This is a genomic window from Lysobacter sp. Root690, assembly GCF_001427785.1.
Lineage (GTDB): Bacteria > Pseudomonadota > Gammaproteobacteria > Xanthomonadales > Xanthomonadaceae > Lysobacter.
Genome location: NZ_LMHM01000013.1, coordinates 99444 through 120098, shown reverse-complemented (window position 1 = coordinate 120098; position 20655 = coordinate 99444). Strand labels below are relative to the sequence as shown.

Annotated in this window: 14 protein-coding genes; 1 reads left to right on the top strand and 13 read right to left on the bottom strand. The window is 67.0% G+C overall.

The features are described from left to right. Positions 1 to 504: 504 nt before the first annotated feature. Positions 505 to 1002 carry a transcriptional repressor gene (locus ASD86_RS12495; protein WP_036114650.1) on the bottom strand — a complete coding sequence of 166 codons (498 nt, stop codon included), beginning with the start codon at positions 1000 to 1002 and terminating at the stop codon, positions 505 to 507. 31 nt (positions 1003 to 1033) lie between these two features. Next, entirely contained in the window at positions 1034 to 2431 is a 1398-nt protein-coding gene (gltX, locus tag ASD86_RS12490; protein ID WP_056110896.1) for a glutamate--tRNA ligase, read from the bottom strand. A 197-nt stretch (positions 2432 to 2628) separates the two neighbouring features. Here gltX and lpxH point away from each other — a divergent pair, with 197 nt between their 5' ends. Continuing rightward, positions 2629 to 3363, top strand: a complete 735-nt coding sequence (lpxH, locus tag ASD86_RS12485; protein WP_056110892.1) for a UDP-2,3-diacylglucosamine diphosphatase — start codon at positions 2629 to 2631, stop codon at positions 3361 to 3363. 51 nt (positions 3364 to 3414) lie between these two features. Here lpxH and ASD86_RS12480 read toward each other — a convergent pair whose 3' ends face one another. From ASD86_RS12480 to ASD86_RS12430, 11 genes are all read right to left on the bottom strand, one after another. Then, entirely contained in the window at positions 3415 to 4695 is a 1281-nt protein-coding gene (locus ASD86_RS12480; protein WP_056110890.1) for a hypothetical protein, read from the bottom strand. A 249-nt stretch (positions 4696 to 4944) separates the two neighbouring features. Next, on the bottom strand, positions 4945 to 7209 hold the full coding sequence (locus ASD86_RS12475) for a TonB-dependent receptor (RefSeq protein ID WP_056110888.1): 2265 nt from the start codon (positions 7207 to 7209) through the stop codon (positions 4945 to 4947). A gap of 450 nt (positions 7210 to 7659) precedes the next feature. Beyond that, positions 7660 to 10107, bottom strand: coding sequence for a DPP IV N-terminal domain-containing protein (locus tag ASD86_RS12470; protein ID WP_056110886.1), 2448 nt, complete (start codon positions 10105 to 10107; stop codon positions 7660 to 7662). Between the two features lie 111 nt (positions 10108 to 10218). After that, complete coding sequence (locus ASD86_RS12465) at positions 10219 to 10653, bottom strand: hypothetical protein (RefSeq protein WP_157476567.1); 435 nt, start codon at positions 10651 to 10653, stop codon at positions 10219 to 10221. Positions 10654 to 10693: 40 nt separating this feature from the next. Further along, positions 10694 to 13144: a DPP IV N-terminal domain-containing protein gene (locus tag ASD86_RS12460; protein ID WP_056110882.1), complete on the bottom strand. Its 2451-nt coding sequence runs from the start codon at positions 13142 to 13144 to the stop codon at positions 10694 to 10696. A gap of 109 nt (positions 13145 to 13253) precedes the next feature. Continuing rightward, the gene (locus ASD86_RS12455; protein ID WP_056110880.1) at positions 13254 to 14069 is read right to left on the bottom strand and encodes a ferritin-like domain-containing protein; all 816 of its coding nucleotides are present in this window, start codon (positions 14067 to 14069) and stop codon (positions 13254 to 13256) included. Between the two features lie 13 nt (positions 14070 to 14082). Beyond that, positions 14083 to 15552 (bottom strand): amidophosphoribosyltransferase, encoded by a 1470-nt coding sequence (gene purF, locus ASD86_RS12450; RefSeq protein WP_036114624.1) that lies wholly within the window; start codon positions 15550 to 15552, stop codon positions 14083 to 14085. Between the two features lie 193 nt (positions 15553 to 15745). Further along, on the bottom strand, positions 15746 to 16612 hold the full coding sequence (locus tag ASD86_RS12445; protein ID WP_056110878.1) for a CvpA family protein: 867 nt from the start codon (positions 16610 to 16612) through the stop codon (positions 15746 to 15748). Positions 16613 to 16686: 74 nt separating this feature from the next. Then, entirely contained in the window at positions 16687 to 17784 is a 1098-nt protein-coding gene (locus tag ASD86_RS12440; protein ID WP_056110876.1) for an SPOR domain-containing protein, read from the bottom strand. A 269-nt stretch (positions 17785 to 18053) separates the two neighbouring features. Then, a complete protein-coding gene (gene folC / locus ASD86_RS12435; RefSeq protein WP_056110873.1) occupies positions 18054 to 19340 on the bottom strand; it encodes a bifunctional tetrahydrofolate synthase/dihydrofolate synthase in 1287 nt (428 codons plus the stop codon). Between the two features lie 72 nt (positions 19341 to 19412). Then, on the bottom strand, positions 19413 to 20357 hold the full coding sequence (locus ASD86_RS12430) for an energy transducer TonB (protein ID WP_157476565.1): 945 nt from the start codon (positions 20355 to 20357) through the stop codon (positions 19413 to 19415). Positions 20358 to 20655: the final 298 nt, after the last annotated feature.

Here is a 20655-nt window from a genome sequence, read left to right as displayed (position 1 = left end):
ATTCGGGATTCGGGATTCGGGATTCGGGAATCGGGAATCGGGAATCGGGAATCGGGAATCGGGGGCGATGGTTCGATGCTCGGTGCTGGGTGTCGAGCACGCAACGAACCTCACCCATGACCAACCCTCCTATCGACCCCCCCCCCTTTGAAAAAGGGGGGCCAGGGGGGATTTGCTCTTGCGATCAGATCGCCGCGCATTGCCGCGAAAAGCAAATCCCCCGCGCCAGTTAGCGACGATCGGACTTCACGCAACGCAGGGCGCAGCCCCCTTTTTCAAAGGGGGCGAATTCTCGTTGGGATTCGATGATTAGCGCGTTGCCGAACTCTTGCAGCGCGCAGCAATCCAGCGGTGCATACGGTGTCGACGCAATTGCGGCAGCAGCGGGGCTATGGCCGCCCGACGCTGCGTCCCGCGAATTCCGAGCAAGCCAGAACGCTCGCGTCGCCCCAACTGACAAGAGGCTCGCGCAAGGCTCGCGCAAGCTTCGCCTCACTCAGCGCCTCAAGCCTGCGCCGCCTTAGCCTCGACACAATCCGCGCACAACCCATGCACTTCCAAAGTCTGCGCCTGCGGCACGAAACCCAGCGCGCGCGCGCGGCTTTCGAGCAGGTCGACGATGCGTTCATCTTCCAGTTCCATCGCCGACTGGCAGTTGTCGCAGATCAGGAACGGCACCGCATGCTGGGCGCCACCGGGATGATGGCAGCCGACGAAGGCGTTGATCGACGCGAGCTTGTGGATGAAGCCGTGCTCGAGCAGGAAATCCAGCGCGCGGTAGATCGTCGGCGGCGCCGCGGCGTCGTGGGTGGCCTTCATCTGATCGAGCAGGTCATAAGCCTTCATCGGCTTGCCGGCCGCGGCGATCAGGCGCAGGGCGTGCGCGCGGATCGGGGTCAGCCGCAGGCCGCGCTGCTCGCAGGCCCGCTCGACCTCATGCACGAAGGCGTCGCCGTCGTGGACGTGGTGTTGGGGATCGGTGCAGGCGTGGCTGGTGCTCATGGCGAACTCCGTGGTCGCGGCGCGGTTGAACCTACGCAGGGATCTTAGTAAGGGCGGCGTCGATGCGTTGCAAGGCCCCGGTCTGGCCGGCCAAGTAGACCGTGTGGGAAATGTCCGGGCTGACCTGGGTGCCGGTGATCGCCACCCGCAGCGGCTGGGCGACCTTGCCCATGCCCAGGCCCAGCGCGTCGGCGGCCTCGTGCAGCGCCGCCGAAACCTTGTCGGCGCTCCACTCGCTCAGCGCGGCCAGGCGCGCGCGCGCTTCGCTCAGCGGCGCCTGCGCGGCGGCGTTGAGGTGCTTGGCGACCGCGGCATCGTCGTAAGTCTCCAGCGGGCGATACCACACCGCCGCGCGCTCGGCCATGTCCTTGAGCGTCTGCACCCGGTCGCGCAGCGCAATCACCACGTCGGCCGCGGCCGGACCGTTGCTCAGGTCGTAACCGTTGTTGAGCAGATGCCATTCGAGGTGCTTGCCGACCTCGACCGGATCGTCGCTCTTGAGGTACTGCTGATTCATCCAGCCCAGCTTCGCCGCATCCAGGCGCGAAGGGCTGGAATTGACGTCGGACAACTGGAACAGCGCGGTCATCTCCGGAATCGAGAAGATTTCCTGATCGCCGTGCGACCAGCCCAGGCGGACCAGGTAATTGAGCAGCGCGTGCGGCAGATAACCCTCGTCGCGGTACTGCATCACATCGGCCGCGCCGGTGCGCTTGGACAGCTTCTTGCCCTCGTGATCGAGGATCATCGGCAGATGGGCGAAATGCGGCACCGGCGCGCCCAGCGCTTTATAGATGTTGATCTGGCGCGGGGTGTTGTTGACATGGTCATCGCCGCGCACGACGTCGGTGATGCCCATGTCCAGGTCGTCGACGACCACGGCGAAGTTGTAGGTCGGATAGCCATCGGCGCGGAAGATCACCAGATCGTCGAGTTCGCTGTTGGCGATCTCGATCCGGCCCTTGACCTTGTCCTCCAGCACCACCGTGCCGTCGAGCGGATTCTTGAACCGGATCACCCGGTTCGGATCGTCGCGATAAGGCTCGTTGCGATCGCGGTACGCGCCGTTGTAACGCGGCTTCTCCTTTGCCGCCTCGGCCGCTTCGCGCGCAGCCTGCAGCTCGTCCTTGCTCTCGTAGGCGTAGTACGCGGTACCGGCCGCGACCATCTGCTCGGCGACCTCGCGGTAACGCTCCAGACGATGGGTCTGATAGATCGGGCCCTCGTCGTAGTCCAGGCCCAGCCACTGCATCGCCTCCAGGATCGCGTCGATTGCGGCCTGGGTGCTGCGCTCGCGGTCGGTGTCCTCGATCCGCAGGATGAACTGGCCGCCCGCGCGGCGCGCTTCCAGCCAGCAGTACAGCGCGGTGCGCGCGCCGCCGATGTGCAGGTAACCGGTGGGGCTGGGGGCGAAACGGGTGCGGGTCATGCGGGGCTCGGGTGGATCGGGGAATCGCGCATTTTAACGGACTGGCGGTGGCGATGGCGGCAACGGCCGGGCAACACCGCGCTCAAGCACCTGCAACACCGCGAAAGCACCGGCCTGCAAGGATTTCGGCCGATCCGAAGCGACCCTCGTGCGCACTCGCCCGCGCCGTTCGGGCGCGGTGTTTTAGACTAGCCGCCATGACGACCCTCTTCATCTCCGACCTCCACCTCGACGCCGAGCGTCCGCAGATCACCGAGCTGTTCGGCCGCTTCGTGCGCGGCGAGGCGCGCGAGGCCGATGCGCTGTACATCCTCGGCGACCTGTTCGAAGCCTGGGTCGGCGACGACGACCCGTCCGACACCGGCGCCTTCGTCGCCAGCGAACTCAAGGCGCTCGGCGACAGCGGCGTGCCGGTGTTCTTCATCCGCGGCAATCGCGACTTCCTGCTCGGCGCCGACTACGCCGCGCGCGCCGGCATGCGCCTGTTGCCCGATCCGTCGGTGATCGTGCTGTACGGCCAGCCGGTGCTGATCGGCCACGGCGATCTGCTGTGCACCGACGATGTCGCCTACCAGCAGTTCCGCGCGCAAACCCGGCATCCGGCCTGGCAGGCGCAGTTCCTGGCCCAGCCGCTGGCGGCGCGGCTGGCGTTCGCGCAACAGGCGCGCGCGGCGAGCAAGGCGCATCAGGCCGGGCTCAAGGACGACGGGCGCATGGAAACCATCACCGATGTCGCCCCGGATACGGTCGCCGAGACCTTCGCCCGCTATGGCATCGACACAATCATCCACGGCCACACCCATCGGCCGGCCGTGCATGCGCTCGAGGTCGGTGGGCGCTCACGCACCCGTATCGTGCTCGGCGATTGGTACGAACAAGGCTCGGTGCTGCGGGTGGATCGCGACGGCATGCAGTTGCAGACGCTGAGCTGAAACCAGCGCCGCGCGTTCGCCGTCGAATAGTCAGGCCATGACGGCCGCCACCTACTCTTCAGGCGGCGCCCACCGCACCGAACGCGCGACCGCTTCGGCCCATTCGCGCGATGCGTCGAGTTCATCGCTGATGGTCAGCAGCAGCACCCGGCCATCGACCGCGCAGGCCGCGTACAGATGCCGCACGCGCGCTTCGGCGTCTTTTTCCCAGCGCGCGGCGGCCAGAATCTCGTCCTGGGTCCAGGCCAGATCGGCCGGACCGTCGCGATTGGCCGTTTCCAGCAGTTCCGCCGCGGGCGGCAGGCTGCCGTCGGCGGCCGCGATGCTCAGCGAACTGACATAGACCGCGCGCCGGTCGCCGACGTACTGCAGATTGTTGCCGTCGTTGAGCTCGTGTTCCTTGAAATGCCCCGGCACCTCCACACTCCATGGCCCGCCGTACAACGCATGCCGGGTCGGCAGACGCTTATAGCCCGGCCCCTCGCGCTGCGGCAGTTCGATTTCCGCGCCGCGTTCGAGCAGCCATTGCAGTTCGTCACGCACCTCCGCTTCGAGCGCGCGGCGCGGATCGATCGCGGTCGCGCGGCGATCGCTGTCGAGCACACGCCGCAATACGTCGCGCTCGGCCTGATCGCGCGGACCGACCCAGTTCACGTCGCACCACACGCCCACGCGCGCCAGCCCGCCCCAGAAATCGGCGCCGAAACCCGGCTGCCACCACGGAAAGAATTCGCTCGCCGCGGCCAATGCCTCGGCTTCGCTCGCGGCGATGCGTTCAAAGCGATCCTCGCTCCAGATCCCCATCGGCGAACCGACGAAGCCGCCGATGCGCGGCATCGGCCCGATCGGCATCGATACGAACAGATCCTGCGCATCGCGCCGCTGCAACAACAGTTCGGCTACCTGCCGCAGCCATATCGCCATCTCGGCCTGCAGTTGGGTCAGATCGCGGCCGTTCGCATAGCCGGTCTCGTCGCCGTAACCCTCGTCGTCGACGTCGTCCCAGCGCCAGCGCAAGCCCCACTGCGCGGCGATGCGATCGAGCACATCGAGCAAAAACGCGTGATACCCCGGCCCGACCGTATTGGTGCGCGCGCTGGCGAGCAGGCTGCCGTCGGCGAGCAACTCGATCGACAGCCCCTCCTCGGCCGGATGCCAGGCGAGGGTCGCGCCGTGCTCGCCCTGCCACACCTGCAAGCGCTCGCGCAGCACCGGCTCGGGCAATGCCTCGAGGTAGGTGCGCTGAAATTCGCGCAGCAAGGCCGGCACGCTGGGCTTGGCCCACATGCGCCGCTTCCACGGCGTGCTGACGACCTGAAATCCGATACCCATGCGGCCCCCAATCGTTCGCGTCCCCGGACGAATGCTAACGAGTTTTCGCCATGCCGAACGAGGGGTATTGCGGGCACACACACGAACGCCCGGACGGTGCCGGGCGTTCGCTGCTCGCTACCGCGTACCATCAATGCACGCGGGTGATGTCATCGCTCAGGTTTGCGTCGATCGCGCCACATCGATCACAGCCGTATCTATCACACACAGCCGTATCTATCACAGCCGTATCGACCATGACTGCATCACTCAGAACCGCACTTCCGCGGTCAGGAACGCCTGACGCGGCGCGCCCGACTGCAGGGTGTAATTCAGCCCGTTCGGATCCGAGGCGACGAAGCCGTTGGTGCCGATGCTGCCGAAGTATTCCTTGTCGAACAGGTTGGTCAGGTTCAACTGCAGCTTGAACGCGTCCGCCCAGGCGATGTCCTTCCATTCGTACGACGCCGAGGCATCGACCACCCAGAATCCCGACACGTGCGAATCGTTGAGGTAGGTCAGATAACGCTTGTCGGTGTACTTGGCGCCGAGCTGCAGTTGCAGGCCGTCATGGTCCCAGCGCAGCTCGGTCGCGTACAGACGCTTGGGCGCATCGACCGCCTGCTTGCCCTTGGTCCGCACCAGGGTGGTGCCGTCGAGATAGTCCGACTCGTACTGCGAATCGTTGAATGCCAGCGAGTGATACCAGCTGAAACCGGCGAACGGCTTCCACAGCACGGTGATCTCGGCGCCGCGGCTTTCCACGTCGCCGACGTTGGCGAAACTCGACGCGCAACCCACGATGCCAGCGCAACGCGCGATCGCCAGCAGGCGGTTCTCGAAGTTGACCCGATACACCGCGACCGAGGCCTCGATCTGGTCGCGGCTGGTGCGCAGGCCGGCTTCGAAGGTCTTGGAGGTTTCCGGCTCGAGCGTGCCGACGGCGGCGTCGAACGCGGCCTGCGAAGTCGAATGCGGGCCGTTGACGCCGGTGCGGAACGCCGACAGGTTTTCGCTGTAGGAACCGAAGATTTCCTCGTGCTCGCTCAACTGCCAGCGCGCGCCGAGCTGCGGCAGGAAGTTGTCTTCCGACACCAGCTTGCCGCTGGCGCGGCTGGCGCCGCCGATCAAGGTCTTGCCGTCGGTCTCGACCTTCAGCCCCTTGAAGCCCGCATCCACGGCCAGGCGACCGTCGGCGAACTCCATGTGATCGAGCACGTAATACATGCGCGTATCGGTGTCGAAACGTTGGCGGAACACGCGCTGCGACGGGTTGCGGTAGAAGAAGATCTCGTCCGGCGGCTCGTTGCGGTTGAGGTCGTAGAAGTTGCGCTGCACGCCGTGATCGTTCTTCTCCAGCCACAGCCCGGCCTGCAGGCGGTGGTTGCCGATCTGCCAGCTCAGGCTCGGCATGAAGCCGGTGCGCTCGATGTCGTACTCGGTGGTACGCATGCGCAGCGGCACGGTCGGCGAGACCGCGTACGGCGTGGCCCAATGCCCCTGGCCTTCGTTGTTGTGGTAATACGCCGTCGCCGCCAGGGTCACATCGACGTTGAGGTTCCACTCCGCGCTCAGATAAGCCAGATCGTCATCGCGCACGCCGCGGGCGATGTAGTACGCATCGTCCAGGCTGGTCACGCCGCCACTGAAAATACCGTTGGCCGCGTTGATCGCGCGCTGCCAATCCTTGGCGTAGTTGTCCCAGTCCATGCCCAGGCGCTTGGCCGATTCCAGCGACAGATCGGCGTAGTCGGTTTCGCGGCGACGCGATGAGTCGGCGAAGCCGGTGATCTTGAAGTCTTCGCCGCTGTAGACGAACTTGCCGTTGAACTGACTGTTGCGCTGCGGGCCTTCGCCCTTCCACTTGTCGGTGGTGTGGAACACGCCGCTCAGATAGGCGCTCCAACCGTCGTGATCGCCGGTGTCCAGGCGCGCGTAAGTGCGGCTGGTCGCGTCGCTGCCGATGGTCTGAGCCAGGCGCACGCCGAAGTCGGTGGACGGATCGGAACTAAAGAAACGCAAGGTACCGCCGAGGTTGCCCGAGGACGCGGTGTCGATCGCGCCGCTGCCTTGCGAAAGCTCGGCGCCAGACAGGTTTTCGGCGGTGATCGCGCGGCTGATGTGCAAGCCGTTGTGATTGCCGTAGCTCATATCGCCGAGCGGAATGCCGTCGAGGGTGAAGCCGAGCTGCTGCTGCGAGAAGCCGCGGATGCTCAGCTTGCTCGACCATTCGTAATTGCCCCACGGATCGGAGCTCTGGAAATGCACGCCGGGCAGCTTGGCCATGACCTTGAGCGGGCTGGTGCCGGCCGCTTCGCGTTGCAGATCAGCCTTGCCGAGCGCCTGCACCTGGCGGGTCTGGCCGGTGCCGACCACCGATACGACGTCGAGCGTGGTGGCGTCTTTGCCGGCATCGGCGCTGGCGCCGACGGATTCGGCAGAACTGGCGGGGTTGGCGGCTTCGGCGGCGCGGCCGTTGCCGGCGTACAGACAAAACAGGATCGAGGCGGCGAGGAGCGTCGTCTTCGTCGTCATGGGGAACTTCCATTGGGAGAGAGTGCCGCCGCACGCGTTGCAGAATCCGCTGCGTGAATCACTCTGGGCGGCTTGAGAGCGAAGCCCGGAAGTCTGTGGGGGACGTGTGAAAGGGATATTTCAGATCGGCGTCAGTTTGCGGCGCGAGCGTGTGGGCTGTGCCGGATGCGAGCTGTGACTTGGAGCGAAGCGATACGGCAAGTTTCGAAGGATGTCGCTCTTCGCGAGGCGCTCGATAGTTGCCCCCCTTTGGAAAAGGGGGCGGCGCGCTGCGATGGCGAGAAGTCTGTGCGTTGTCGCTCGCGCAGAGGATTCGCTTTTGCTTCTATCGCGGCGAACGTTGCGGCGTGAGGGAAAAAGCGAATCCCCCCTGCCCCCCCTTTTCCAAAGGGGGGAACTGCTTGGGACTTACATTCGGGTGACCCCGTTAAAGCTCGCTATGCGGCCAGATCAAAAACCCGACGTGCTCAACTGCTTCGGCGGCTGCAACCGATAATTCTCCGGCGGCTTGGCGCCCATCAGATGCTCGACGAAGTAGTCCCACATCCGCCGCGTGTAATACGGGTCGTTGCGGAACAATTCGTGATCCTGATTCGGCAGATACAACAGATCGAAGTCCTTGTTGGCGCGAATCAACGCCGAAGTCAGCTGCACGGTCACGGCGGGATAGGCGTTCTCGTCGAGATCGCCATACACCAACAGCAACTTGCCTTGCAGACGATCGACCAGACTGGCGTTGTCGAAGGCGCGATATACCGCCGGCACCGCGTCCGGCGTCGACCGGAAACGCTCGCCGTTGCCGTAATCCAGCGGACCGGTCAGCAGCCGGTCCAGACCCAGCACGCCTCCCGAATACATGCCCTGGAAATTCTGATTGCCGGCCGAAGACACCGCGACCTTGTAGAACTCCGGCCGGTGCAGGATCGCGCGGGTCGAGGAATAACCGCCGAAGGAATGACCGTAGATGCCGACGCGCTGCAGATCCAGGCCGGGATAACGCGCGGCCAGTTGCTCGATCGCGGCGACGTGATCGTCGATCTGGGTGTCGTGATTGAGCCCATAACTGACATCGTGGAACGCGCGCGACCGGCCCGGTGTGCCGCGTCCGTCGACGGTGATAACCACGAAGCCCAGCCGCGCCAGACTGGAACGCGAGACCGGATTGATCGCCGCGGTCGCTTCGACATAGGCCACCGGCGCATTGGTCACCTGCGGGCCACCGTAGATCGCGTCGATGATCGGGTACTGGCCGGGCTTGGCGCGTTCGGGCGCGTAGTCCGGCGGAAAGTAGACCGTCGCGTAGACATCGGTGCGACCATCGGCGCCCTTGAATTTGAGTCGTTGCGGCGGCAGCCAGCCGGCATCCGCCACCGCCGACACGTCGGCGCGTTCCAGCTCGGCGATCACCGCGCCGTCCTCGGTCGAGCGCAACACACTGCGCGGCGCCTGATCGAGGGTGGAATAGGTATCGACCACATAATCGCGCGTCGGCGACAAGGGATCGGCCGCGCCGCTGCGTGCGAAGCCGCCGCTGGCGTCATTGATATCGTGATCGGCCTGCTCCGCGGTCAGCAAAGTCGGCTCGCCGCCGTCGAGCGACACGCGATACAAGCGACGTTGATACGGATCGCCCGCTTCGCGGCCACCGGCGGTGAAATACAGCCGGCGCCGGCGTTCGTCCACCCCGATCACCTCGCGCACCGCCCAGTCGCCGCCGGTCAGGCGCCGAATCAATCGGCCGGCGCGCAGATCGTACAAGTACAGATGCCCCCAGCCGTCGCGCTCGGAGTACCACACCGCTTCATCGCTCGTGGCGAGCACACGCACCGCGGCCGGCCGGGTCAGGAAATCGTTGACCTGTACGCGGGTGTCGGAGGTTTCCTCAAGCACTTCGCGCACGACGCCGTCGCGCAACCCGATCTCGACCATGCGCGCACGCGTCGGCCGCCCATCGTTGGCGATCGCGGCAAACACCCGGCCATTGTCCCGCGACCAGCCCAACACGCCGGCTTCGCGCATCGCATTCCACCCGCCCGGAATCGCGATGCGACGCGCAGCGCCGGCCTCCACATCGACCGCGAACCATTCGTCGCGCGCCGGCTCGCGATCGCCCGGCAGGGTCAGGCGCAACTCGTAGGCGACCGGGCGAAAGCCATGCTCCGGCGCGAGCGCGACGAATGGATACGACAACACCTTGCGTTCGTCGAAACGCAGGCCGAACAGATGACGGCCGTCGGGCGACCACGACACCGCGTACGGCCGGGTCTGGCCGCGGCCCTGCCGACGCTGCACGCCGCGCATCGCGAAGTCGGGTTGTACGCCGTAGCCGTAATGGTCTTCGCCATCCGAAGTCAACGCACGCTCGGCGCCGCTGCGCAGATCGCGCAACCACAGATTGTTTTCGCGCACGAACAATGCGCGGCTGCCGTCGGGTGATAGCAGCCAGCCCGGATCGATGGGCGTGGTCGCCACGGCTTCGCAACGATACGTGCGCAGATCGCAATCCAGTTCGCGAGCGGCCGCGCCACGCAAGCGCGCACGCAACGCTTCGCCTTCCAAATGCAGCGACAGCAGTTCGGGCGCCGCGGTCGCCGCCGGCAGCGCGGCGCGCATCGCGTCGCCCAATCGCGTCGTGTCGAACAGCGGCCGGCGCTCGGCGCGGACCGGATCGATCAATACATACTCAACGCCGCGCTCGCCATCGCGGCGATACCAGAAGCGTCCGTCGGCGAGCCACTGCGGCGCGACCGTCGCATTCCTGATCCGGCCCTTGAGGTTGTAGTCCAGCACGCGCTCGGCGCGCGCGTAATCGGCATCGGACAACGCCAACGGCTCCGCCTGCCCCACAGCGGACATCGCGGCGCATGCGGCCGCGACCCAGATCGCCCATAGCTTCATGCCATCCCCTTCCCCAGGTAGGTATAGAGGAAGATCGCATAACTCAAACGCCCGGACTTTACCCAGCTTGGCTCCAGCATGACGCGCTGCGGCGCAATGCAATCGCTGAAGCTATTTCACGGCGACCAGGCTTGAGTCAGCGAAGCACACGTCGGCAAACCTCACGGCCTCCGCGACCTCGCGCAATTCAATAGGCAGATCGGTACAGGTAATCGGCAGCAGCGGCCTGGCGAGCAATTCGTATGCGTTCAATGGCCCTTTGATACTGGTGAAATCCGTCCAGTCGTACACGAACACGCCGCGCTGCGCCAACGCTATATAAGAACTTGGATTGGGCGCATCGCTCAGGTTCGTCACCGCTTGATCGGGCCGAATGCCGAGGCAAAGCACTCTGGGTTCAACTTCCTTGACGGGAAAAAAGTCTCCGCGCAGAGCCTGCGCCGGGATCGGTCCCTCACCGGCAGTAATGAACACCGCCACGTGTCCTTGCCTGTCAGATGCGATCCAGGCGCAGTCCAGTGCATGCGGATATTCCTGCTGACTCATTGCAACCGTTCTCATCGCATTAGTCGACCCGGCACTTATCTTAGTACCCGCCCTCACCCGCCTTCGGCGGCGGCGCCAGCTTATACCCCACCGGCGGCTTCGCCCCCATCAGATGCTCGACGAAGTAATCCCACATGCGCCGGGTGTAGTACGCGTCGTTGCGGAACAATTCGTGATTCTGGTTCGGCAGGTATAGCAGGTCGAAGTCCTTGTTGTTGCGGATCAAGGCCTCGGACAGTTGCGCGGTCACCGCCGGCAATGCGTTTTCGTCCAGGTCGCCATACACCAGCATCAGCTTGCCGCGCAGGTTCTTGGCTAGTGTGGCGTTGTCGAGGTCGCGGTAATTTTGCGGAATCGCCTCGGGTGTCGGGCGCACGGTGCGGCCGTTGCCGTAGTCGACCTGACCGGCCAACAGCCGTTCCATGCCGTTGAGGCTGGAGTACATCCCCTGGTAGTTGTGACTGCCGGCCGAGGACACCGCGACCTTGTAGAACTCGGGTCGACGCAGAATCGCGCGCGCCGAACTGTAGCCGCCGAAGGAATGGCCGTAGACGCCGACCCGCTGCAGGTCCAGTCCCGGATAGCGCCGCGCCAGTTCGCCGATGGCGGCGACGTGATCGTCGATCTGCGGATCGGCGAACGCGCCGAAGCTCGCATCGTGAAAGGCCTGCGACCGTCCGGGCGTGCCGCGCGCGTCGATGGTCACCACCGCGAAACCCAACGCGGCCAGGCTGGATCGCGAAATCGGATTGGTCGCCGACACCGCTTCGGCCATGCCGACCGGCGCGTTGGTCACCTGCGGGCCGCCGTAGAACGCGTCGATGATCGGGTATTGGTCGGGCTGGGCGGTCTTCGCCGAATACCCGGGCGGAAAGTAAACGGTCGCGTAGAGATCGGTGCGGCCGTCGGCGGCCTTGAGCATGACCCGCTGCGGCGCGCGCCAACCGGCGGCGATCACCCTCGAGGTGTCGGCGCGCTCGAGTTCGAGCATGATCGCGCCGTCGCGGGTCGATCGCAGCACGGTGCGCGGCGCGGTATCGAGGGTGGAGAAATTGTCGACCACGTAATCGCCCGAAGGCGACAACAGATCGATGCCGTCGCCGCCGAGGATCGCGCTCGCGCCGACTTCCAGCGCGTGATCGGCGACCTCCGGCGTCAGCAGCACCGGGTCGCCGCCATCGAGCGACACGCGATACAGACGGCGCAAATACGGATCGCCGGCTTCGCGTCCGCCGGCGGTGAAGTACGCCACGCGCCGGGTTTCGTCGACGCCGATCAGATCGCGCACCAGCCATTCGCCCGAGGTCAGGCGACGGATCGGGCGGCCGTCGCGCAGGTCGTGCAGATACAGATGGCCCCAACCGTCGCGCTCGGAAAACCACACGATCTGATTGCTGCGATTCAACACCCGCACCGCGGCGCGGTTGTAGAGAAAGTCGTTGACCTGCACGCGGGTGGCGGATTGTTCTTCCAGCACTTCACGCGAACCGCCGCTGTCCAGATCGAGTTCGACCAGGCGCATGCGCGCGGGTCGGCCGTAATTGGCGATGGAGGCATAGACGCGGCGGTTGTCGGCCGACCAGCCGAAAATGTCGGCCTCGATCACCGGCGACCAGCCTTCAGGGGCGACGATGCGCTGAACCTTGCCCACGCCGTCGACATCGACCGAGAACCATTCGGCCCGCGCTTGCTCGGCGTCGCCGAACAGACTCAGACGGATGTTGTAGAGCTCCGGCCGGTAACCATGCTCGGGCGCCATCGCCAGCATCGGATACGGCTGCACCTTGCGTTCGTCGAAACGCGAACCGAACAGGCGCTTGCCGTCGGGCGACCAGTTGACCGCGAACGGCGGCAGTTTCCATCGTCCCTGCCGCGACGGCACCGCGTGCAGGGCGAGATCGGGCAGCACGCCGTAGCCGTAGTAGGCTTCGCCGTCCCGGGTCAGGGCGCGCTCGCGGCCGCTGTCGAGATCGCGCAGCCACAGGTTGTGGTCGCGCACGAACACCGCGCGGCGCCCGTCGGGCGATGGCAGCCACAGCGGGTCGGGTGTGTTCGCCGCAATCGCGCGGCATTGGTTGGCGACGACATTGCAGGACAACTGCTGCGTCGCATCGCCGGCGAAACGCGCGTGCAATACGCCGGCTTCGACGGCGACCGAAATCGGCTCGGGTACGCGTTCGGCGGCGGACGGCAGAACCGCGCGGAGCGCCTCGCGCATCCGCGCCGGATCGAACAATGGCTCGCGGCTGCGCGCGGCCGGATCGACCAGCATGTACTGCGCGCCCTGCTCGCCGTCGCGGCGATACCACAGGCGTCCGTCGGCCAGCCAATGCGGGACGATCTCCGCGTTCTTGAGCTGGCCCTTGAGGTTGTAGTCCAGCACTTTCTCGGCGCGCGCGTAATCTTGCGCGCTCAACGACGCGGGCTGCGCCCATACCGGTCCGGCCGCGGCGCACAGCAGCGCGGCGGCCCATATTCCATGACGACTCATGCCATCCCCCTTCCCTTCGATGGAAGCCCGACGATGGCACAGGCGCCAGGGGGCCGGCTTTGCATTGCGAGGCAGTCCGACCGGACGGTCCGGCGCGGCGATCCGGCCTCTAGCGTTCGACGAACGCTTCCAGCATGCGCAGTTCCTCGTCGTCGAACCCCGCCGCGCTGCGCGCTTCGAAGTTGAACGGCCCATACAGCACCGCGCGCGCGTATTCGCCCAGCAGCTCGCGGAAGCGCGGCGCCGGGTCGATGCCGGCGCGTTCGCAGTACCACCGGTACCAGCGCGAACCGGCGGCGACGTGGCCGACTTCCTCGCGCAGGATCGTTTCCAGGATCGCCACCGTCGCGCTGTCGCCGAGCGAACGCAGCTTGACGATCATGCCCGGGGTCACGTCGAGCCCGCGCGCTTCGAGCACGCGCGGTACCAGCGCCATGCGCGCCAGGCCGTCGTGCGCGGTCTTCTCGGCCATTTCCCACAGGCCGTTGTGCGCGTCGAAGTCGCCGTAGTCGTAACCCAGTTCCTGCAAGCGCGCGCGCAGCAGACTGAAATGACGCGCTTCGTCGTTGGCCACGCCGACCCAGTCGGCATAGAACTGCGCCGGTAGACCGCGGAAGCGGTACACCGCGTCCCAGCCCAGGTCGATGGCGTTGAATTCGATGTGCGCGATCGCGTGCACGAACGCGGCGCGCCCCTCGGCGGTGCCGAAACCGCGCTTGGGAAGTTCGCGCGGATGCACCAGCGCCGGCCGCGCGGGGCGGCCGGGCATGCGGATCGGATCGGGCGCGGGCGCGTCGAGCGGCGTGGTGAGTTCGCCGCGCGCATAGGCCTGCGCGCAGGCGAAGGTCAGCTCGACCTTGGCCTGCGGCGTGGCCGCATCCAGGCAGGCGCGTGCGGCGTCGAACAGCGAACCCGAGTCGAGCATGGCCGGCGCGCGCTTAAGACGCGCGTCGGGTCTTCTTGGCGTCGTCCGAGCGCAGTTGCTGGATGCGCTCGAAATAGCCCGGCTCCACCCCGGTGACGTACTCGCCGTTGAAGCAGGACGAATCGAAATGATCGATGCGGTGCTTCGGCCCGGACACCGCCTGCTCCAGCGCATCGAGGTCCTGATAGATCAGCCAGTCGCAGCCCAGCAGGGTCTGCACTTCATCGTCGGTGCGGCCGTGCGCGACCAGTTCGTCGGTGGACGGCATGTCGATGCCGTAGATGTTCGGGAAGCGCACCGGCGGCGCGGCGGAGGCGAGATACACCTTGCGCGCGCCGGCGTCGCGCGCCATCTGCACGATCTGGCGCGAGGTGGTGCCGCGCACGATCGAATCGTCGACCAGCAGCACGACACGGTTACGGAATTCGAGCGGAATCGGATTGAGCTTGCGCCGCACCGATTTCGCCCGTTCGCCCTGCCCCGGCATGATGAAGGTGCGGCCGACGTAACGGTTCTTGATGAAGCCTTCGCGGTACTTCACGCCCAGGGTGTTGGCGATTTCCAGCGCGGAATCGCGCGAAGTGTCGGGGATCGGGATCACCACGTCGATGTCGTGGTCCGGACGCAGGCGCTGGATCTTCTCGCCGAGGGTCTGGCCCATGCGCATGCGCGCCTTGTGCACCGACACGTCGTCCATCATCGAGTCGGGACGGGCGAAGTAGACGTATTCGAAAATACACGGCGCGTGCTGGCGCGGCTGCGCGCACTGGCGCGAGAACAGTTCGCCGCGTGCGTTGATCACGATGCCCTCGCCCGGGCGCACGTCGCGCAGGCGCTCGAAGCCGAGCAGGTCCAGCGCCACCGATTCCGAAGCGATCGCGTATTCGTCCTGGCCGCCGGTGTTGCGCTTGCCCAGCACCAGCGGACGGATGCCATGCGGATCGCGGAACGCGACCAGGCCCAGGCCGAGCACGGTGGCGACCACCGCATAGCCGCCGATGCAGCGACGGTTGACGCCTTCGATCGCGCCGAACGCGGCCTCGGGGGTGAGCACGCGTTGGCGGTCCAGTTCGTGCGCGAACACGTTCAACAGCACTTCCGAATCCGATTCGGTGTTGACGTTGCGGCGGTCCTGTTCGAACACCTCGCGCCGCAGCATGTCGGTATTGATCAGGTTGCCGTTGTGGGCCAGGGCGATGCCGAACGGCGAGTTGACGTAGAACGGCTGCGCTTCGTCGGAGCCTTCGCTGCCGGCGGTCGGGTAGCGGCAATGGCCGATGCCGACCCGGCCTTCGAGCAGGCGCATGGCCTTTTCGTCGAAAACGTCGCTGACCAGGCCGTTGCCTTTGTGCACGCGCAGACGCGCGCCGTCGGCGGTGGCGATGCCGGCCGCGTCCTGGCCGCGATGCTGCAGCACCGTAAGACCGTCGTAGAGCTGAGCGGCGACATCCGTGTTGCCGACGATACCGAGAATGCCGCACATAGCGCTTGAATCCTGCTGAGATGTCGATGATGCGTGGCGCGCCGGAAACATTGCCGTGAACGGCGCGCGTTGCGGAACGATTGATGAAGCCGGGTTGCGAACAACGGTTACTGCGAAATGCGGGCGACGAGGAGCGATACCCATCCCTCGCCGAGTGCTGCGATACGTCCGCCGTCCGTGGCCGCTGCGTGGCTCAATTCACGCGTTTGTCGTCTTGCTGTTTCTGCGCGTCGACCCGGGCCGGATCGCCCTGGGCGCGATTCGCGGCGCCCTGGCCGCCGACGCCGCGCGGCAACAGATCGCGCATCGCGCCGGGCAGCAGGTCCTGCAAACCTCCGCCCGAGGCCGCCTGTTCTTCCGGCAATGGCTGCGGCAACGCGATGTCGCGCGGCCCGCCGGTGTCTTGGTTGTTCTGGCCGCCGCTCATCCCGGCCGGGATCAGGTCGGCCAGTCCACCGCCGCCGCCCGCGAGGCCGCCCATGCCGGGAAGCCCCTGCGGCACCTGCTGTTTCAGACTCTTCTCCAGACCCTTCGCCTCGGACTGCACGGTCGCCTGCAACGAAGTGCCGCGCCCTTCCAGGTCGACCTTGCGCGCCATCGCGTCCGGCAGGCCGCTGCGCATCAGCTTGGCGCCCGGCATCAGCAGCGCGGCGAGGCTGGACTCGCGCCAGGCGCGTTCGCGCGGCAGCGTGGTCATGCCCAGGGTCACCAGCAAGGCGCAGGCGAAGATCAGGCCGCGGATCGCGCCCAGGCCCAGGCCCATCAACCGGTCCATCTCCGACAAGCCGTAGGAATGCGCGATCCGGCGGATCACCAGGCCGATCAGGCCCACCGTGATCCAGATCGCCACGAACGCCAGCGCGTAGCCGCCCATGTACGAAGCCCAGCCCATCTGGCCGTCGCCGAGGCTGCGGCCGACTTCGCCGCCGAACAGGAACGCGCCGACGCCCGCCAGCAGCCACGCCGCCAGCGACACCGCCACGCCGATCAGGCCGCGGGCCATGCCCAAAATCGCCGACAGCCCGACGATCAACAACAAACCCCAATCCAATGCCGTCATAGCGTGCCGCTCCTTAGTGTTTCCGCTCGCGGCTCACCGCCGCGACCGCCCTGGCTGCGCGCCGCGATCGCCGATCACGGATGCGGTTTGACCAGGGCATCGCCCACCCCGAGCTTGCTCGCGACCTGGGCCTTGAGCTTGTCGGCGTCGGCACGGTTGACCACCGGACCGATGCGCACGCGGTTGAGCGTGCCCTTGTCGGTGCGGACCTGTTCGACGAAAGCGCTGAATCCGGCGGCGCGCGCGCGGTCGCGCAGCTTGTTGGCTTCCTCGGCGTTGCCGAAGGCGCCCAGTTGTACGGCGAAACCGGTGGCCGCGGCGGCGGGCTTGGCCGGAGCGGGCTTGGCCGGCTCGGCGGGCTTGGGCGCGGCCGGTTTGGTTTCTGCGGGTTTGGCGGCGACCGGCTTGGTGTCTGGCTTGATCGGTTCGGCCGGCTTGGGCGGCTTGACCTCGGAAGGCTTGGCCGCGACCGGCTTCGCCGGTTCGGGCGGCAGCGGCGCGGGCTTGGGTGGCTTGCTTTCGGCCAGCGGCTGCGGCGCGCTGACCGCCGGCTTGGCCGCGGCGGCCGCGGGCGTGCTCAGCGCCGGATCGGCGGCGTCGGCGTTCAAGACCACGACCTTGGCGCCGATGTCGTTGCGGACTTTCGCCGAACTCAGGCGCGCGGATTCGGCGTCGGCCTGGGTCGCGAACGGCCCGATCCGGACCCGGTACACGGTGCGGCCGGCGGCGCTGGCGACGGTTTCCTGATAGCCCGGCAGGCGCGCGGCCTGCAGCGCGGCGATCACCCTGTCGGCGTCGCCGGCGCTGGCGTAGCTGCCGAAGCTGACCGCGTAATCGCCACCGGCGGTGGCCGCCGGCAGCATGCCCTGGTTGCCGGCCGCGGTGTCCACGGTCGGCAGGGTCTGGCCGTCGCCTGCGGGCGTCTGTTCGGAGGCGGGCGCGGGATGATCCATGCCGACCACGCCGCCCTGTGGCGCATCGCCCGGGGTGACCAGCGGCAGTTCGCGGGTTTCGATGCCGCCGCTGCCTTGCGGCTGGTCGGGCAACGTCAGCGGCACATCGGAGGCGCCGCTTGCGGGCGCCGGCCCCTTGATCAGCATGGGCAGAAAGATCACCGCCAGCGCGACCAACACCATCGCACCGATCAATCGCTGTTTCAGGGCAGGTTCCATCGCTACTCGATCACTCGCAAGGCCGGATGCCGGCGCGAATTATACCCCCGAGCGGGCATCGGTCCGGTGTACATGGCCGGGTCGGAGCGTTGTATTCAGGATAACGGGGCGTGCCAGACGTCGTTTTCAACGGCGATGCGATGCCGCGGCAGCCCCCTGCAGGAGCGGCGTGAGCCGCGACTGCGAATTCCGGGTTGCGGCGAAAGTGTCGTCGTAGTTGCGTTGTCGCGGTCGCGGCTCGCGCCGCTCCTACAGGGGGCGCCGCTGCTTCACAAAGCGCCGAGACTCAGTCCGCCCCCCAACCACGCCAACGCCGCCGCCGCGGTATGAAACGAGCCGAACACCACAATCCGATCGCCCTCGCCCGCCTGCGCCCGCGCCGCCTGCAGCGCCGCGGCAACGTCGGCATGCCGCTGCCCCTCGCCCGCCGCGCTGCCATGCAAACGTTCGGCGAACGCAGCCACATCGATCCCGCGCGGGCCGCTGTCGGCCAATCCGGCGAGATACCAGTCGTCGACCTGCTCCGCGAGGGCGTCGACCACGCCCGCCACGTCCTTGTCGCCGAGCGCGGCGAACACCGCCCGCACCCGCCCGGTCGTCGGCGCGGCCCGCAACCACGCCGCCAGTTCGCGCGCGGCCTGCGGGTTGTGGCCGACATCGACCACGATCTCGACCCCGTCGCGCTCGAACCGCTGCAACCGCCCCGGCACCCGCGCGGCGGCGACGCCCTCGGCGAACTGCAAGCGGGTCGGCGACGGCCGCAGCGCCCGCAACGCGGCGATCGCGACCGCGGCATTGCGCCGCTGCGCCGGCGCGGCCAACGCAGGCGCCGGCAGTTCGACCCGATAGCCGACCTCGCGCCAGCGCCAGTGATCGGTTCCCGGCATCGATTCGAAGAAGAAATCGCAACCCGCGCGCACCGCCGAGGCGCCGATCGCATAGGCATGGCCGAGCACGCTCGACGGCGGATCGTCGTCGCCGAGCACCAGCGGCTTCCAGGCGCGCGCGATCCCGGCCTTTTCGAACCCGATCGCCTCGCGGTCGTCGCCCAGGTAATCCTGATGGTCCAGATCGACCGTGGTGATCACCGCCACGTCCGGGTCGACGATATTGGTCGCGTCCAGGCGCCCGCCCAGGCCGACCTCCAGGATCGCCAGATCCAGCTTGGCCCGTTCGAACAGCCACAGCGCCGCCAGGGTGCCGTACTCGAAATAGGTCAGCACGACCTCGCCGCGCGCGGCCTCGATCGCCTCGAACGCGGCGACGATGTCGGCATCGTCCGCGTCGCGCCCGTCGATGCGGATGCGCTCGTTGTAGGCCAGCAGATGCGGCGAGGTGTAGGCGCCGACGCGGCGGCCCGCGGCGCGCGCGATCGCCTCGATGAAGGCCACCGTCGAGCCTTTGCCGTTGGTGCCGCCGACCGTGATCACCTTCTTGCCCGGGCGCTTGAGGCCCAGGCGTTGGTGGACGTCGCGGATGCGCTCGAGCCCCATGTCGATGGACTTGGGGTGGATGCGTTCGATGTGGGAGAGCCAGTCGGCGAGAGTGCGTTGCATGCTGCGAATTCTCGCAGAGAACGCGCGAATCCGCCGGCCCGGATCGATCGCCGGCGCCGACGGTTCGATCGCTCAGCCGCGCCGCCACGCCGGACGCGCCGCCGGATCGGTGGGCGCTTTCGGATCCTCCGGGACCAGCCGCGAGGGGCCGAGCGGACGCTTCGACGGGGTTTGCCGCGGCGGCAACGGCGGCTCCGCCGATAGCTGCTTCGGGAACGGCGCACCTGGGTACTGACGCGGCCAGTCGCGCACCATCCGTTCCAGCTTCGCGCAGGCAGACGGCTTCGCCGCGCCGCACAGCATCCGGCTGGCATAGAACGATTTCTTGCCGTCGCTGACCAGACGCTGGCGGATCAGCGAGGGCGCGGCCGGATGGCTGTCTTCGATCAACAGCCACTGAAACGCGCCGCGATCGTCGCTGATGCGCAGCGCCGGCCAACCCAACTCGCCGCCGGGCGCCTCGTGACCGTCGCGGCGCGCCTTGATCATCAACTCGGTCGCACTGCCCTCGTCCATCGGCAAGTCATCGGGCAGGTAGCCATCGAGGCTGCCATCGCGGGCGGCAGCTACTTCGGGCACCTGGGTGAGCGGCCAGATCAGGTCCCATTTGGCCTGCGCCTGGGCGTGGTAGTCGGCCATCTGCTGCGGCGTGGGCCGGGCGAAGTCGACCGGCAGCCGCACTCGCGATGGCACCGCGGCACCGTCGCGATACTCGGGGCTCAAGCGCCAGTCTTTCGCGGTCGCAACCGCGGCGTAGTCCATTGCCGCGTAACCCGAGTCGGTCTCGATCCAGACCTGATCGACCTGGCCGCAGCGGTCGATGTCCAACACCAGGGTCACCCGGCCGGCGGCGCCGTAGACCTCCATCGGGTACTTCGGCGTCGGCTGCGACGGCCCGCCATCGGGACAGCCCGCCGGCATCGGCGCACCGGCGCCGGGCTTGATCGTTTGCGCCGCGGCCGGCGCAGCGATGAGCGCGGCCAGCAAGGCCGCGTACGTGGCTACGAATTTCGACACTGCTCTTCCCTGCTCCAGCACCGCCTCCCGCGGCGGCCCGTATTGCAGCACAAGCGCAAGCGCGCTGGGTGTTTGCGTGGGCTGCAGGCCGAATACGACGCGAAGGGGCGAGTGCTCGCGAGGCCCGCATTGGCGCTGCAATCTGAAACGCAGTCGCGATCCAATCGGCCGCCTGTTCTGCCTTATGGCTCTGTCAACGTCACTGCTGGTGCTGGCGAATCCACGCTTTGGATTGGTTCGAATCCGAAGTCGCGCCTACCTTCCAGCGCTGCGAGGCTTGTAACTCGCGTTAGCAACG

Coding starts and splice junctions, on each gene's coding strand:
- folC (WP_056110873.1), bottom strand. CDS start 19,340: ATGCAACGCACTCTCGCCGACTGGCTCTCCCACATCGAACGCATCCAC.
- ASD86_RS12480 (WP_056110890.1), bottom strand. CDS start 4,695: ATGGGTATCGGATTTCAGGTCGTCAGCACGCCGTGGAAGCGGCGCATG.
- ASD86_RS12455 (WP_056110880.1), bottom strand. CDS start 14,069: ATGCTCGACTCGGGTTCGCTGTTCGACGCCGCACGCGCCTGCCTGGAT.
- purF (WP_036114624.1), bottom strand. CDS start 15,552: ATGTGCGGCATTCTCGGTATCGTCGGCAACACGGATGTCGCCGCTCAG.
- ASD86_RS12465 (WP_157476567.1), bottom strand. CDS start 10,653: ATGAGTCAGCAGGAATATCCGCATGCACTGGACTGCGCCTGGATCGCA.
- ASD86_RS12440 (WP_056110876.1), bottom strand. CDS start 17,784: ATGGAACCTGCCCTGAAACAGCGATTGATCGGTGCGATGGTGTTGGTC.
- gltX (WP_056110896.1), bottom strand. CDS start 2,431: ATGACCCGCACCCGTTTCGCCCCCAGCCCCACCGGTTACCTGCACATC.
- ASD86_RS12445 (WP_056110878.1), bottom strand. CDS start 16,612: ATGACGGCATTGGATTGGGGTTTGTTGTTGATCGTCGGGCTGTCGGCG.
- ASD86_RS12475 (WP_056110888.1), bottom strand. CDS start 7,209: ATGACGACGAAGACGACGCTCCTCGCCGCCTCGATCCTGTTTTGTCTG.
- ASD86_RS12470 (WP_056110886.1), bottom strand. CDS start 10,107: ATGAAGCTATGGGCGATCTGGGTCGCGGCCGCATGCGCCGCGATGTCC.
- ASD86_RS12460 (WP_056110882.1), bottom strand. CDS start 13,144: ATGAGTCGTCATGGAATATGGGCCGCCGCGCTGCTGTGCGCCGCGGCC.
- lpxH (WP_056110892.1), top strand. CDS start 2,629: ATGACGACCCTCTTCATCTCCGACCTCCACCTCGACGCCGAGCGTCCG.
- ASD86_RS12495 (WP_036114650.1), bottom strand. CDS start 1,002: ATGAGCACCAGCCACGCCTGCACCGATCCCCAACACCACGTCCACGAC.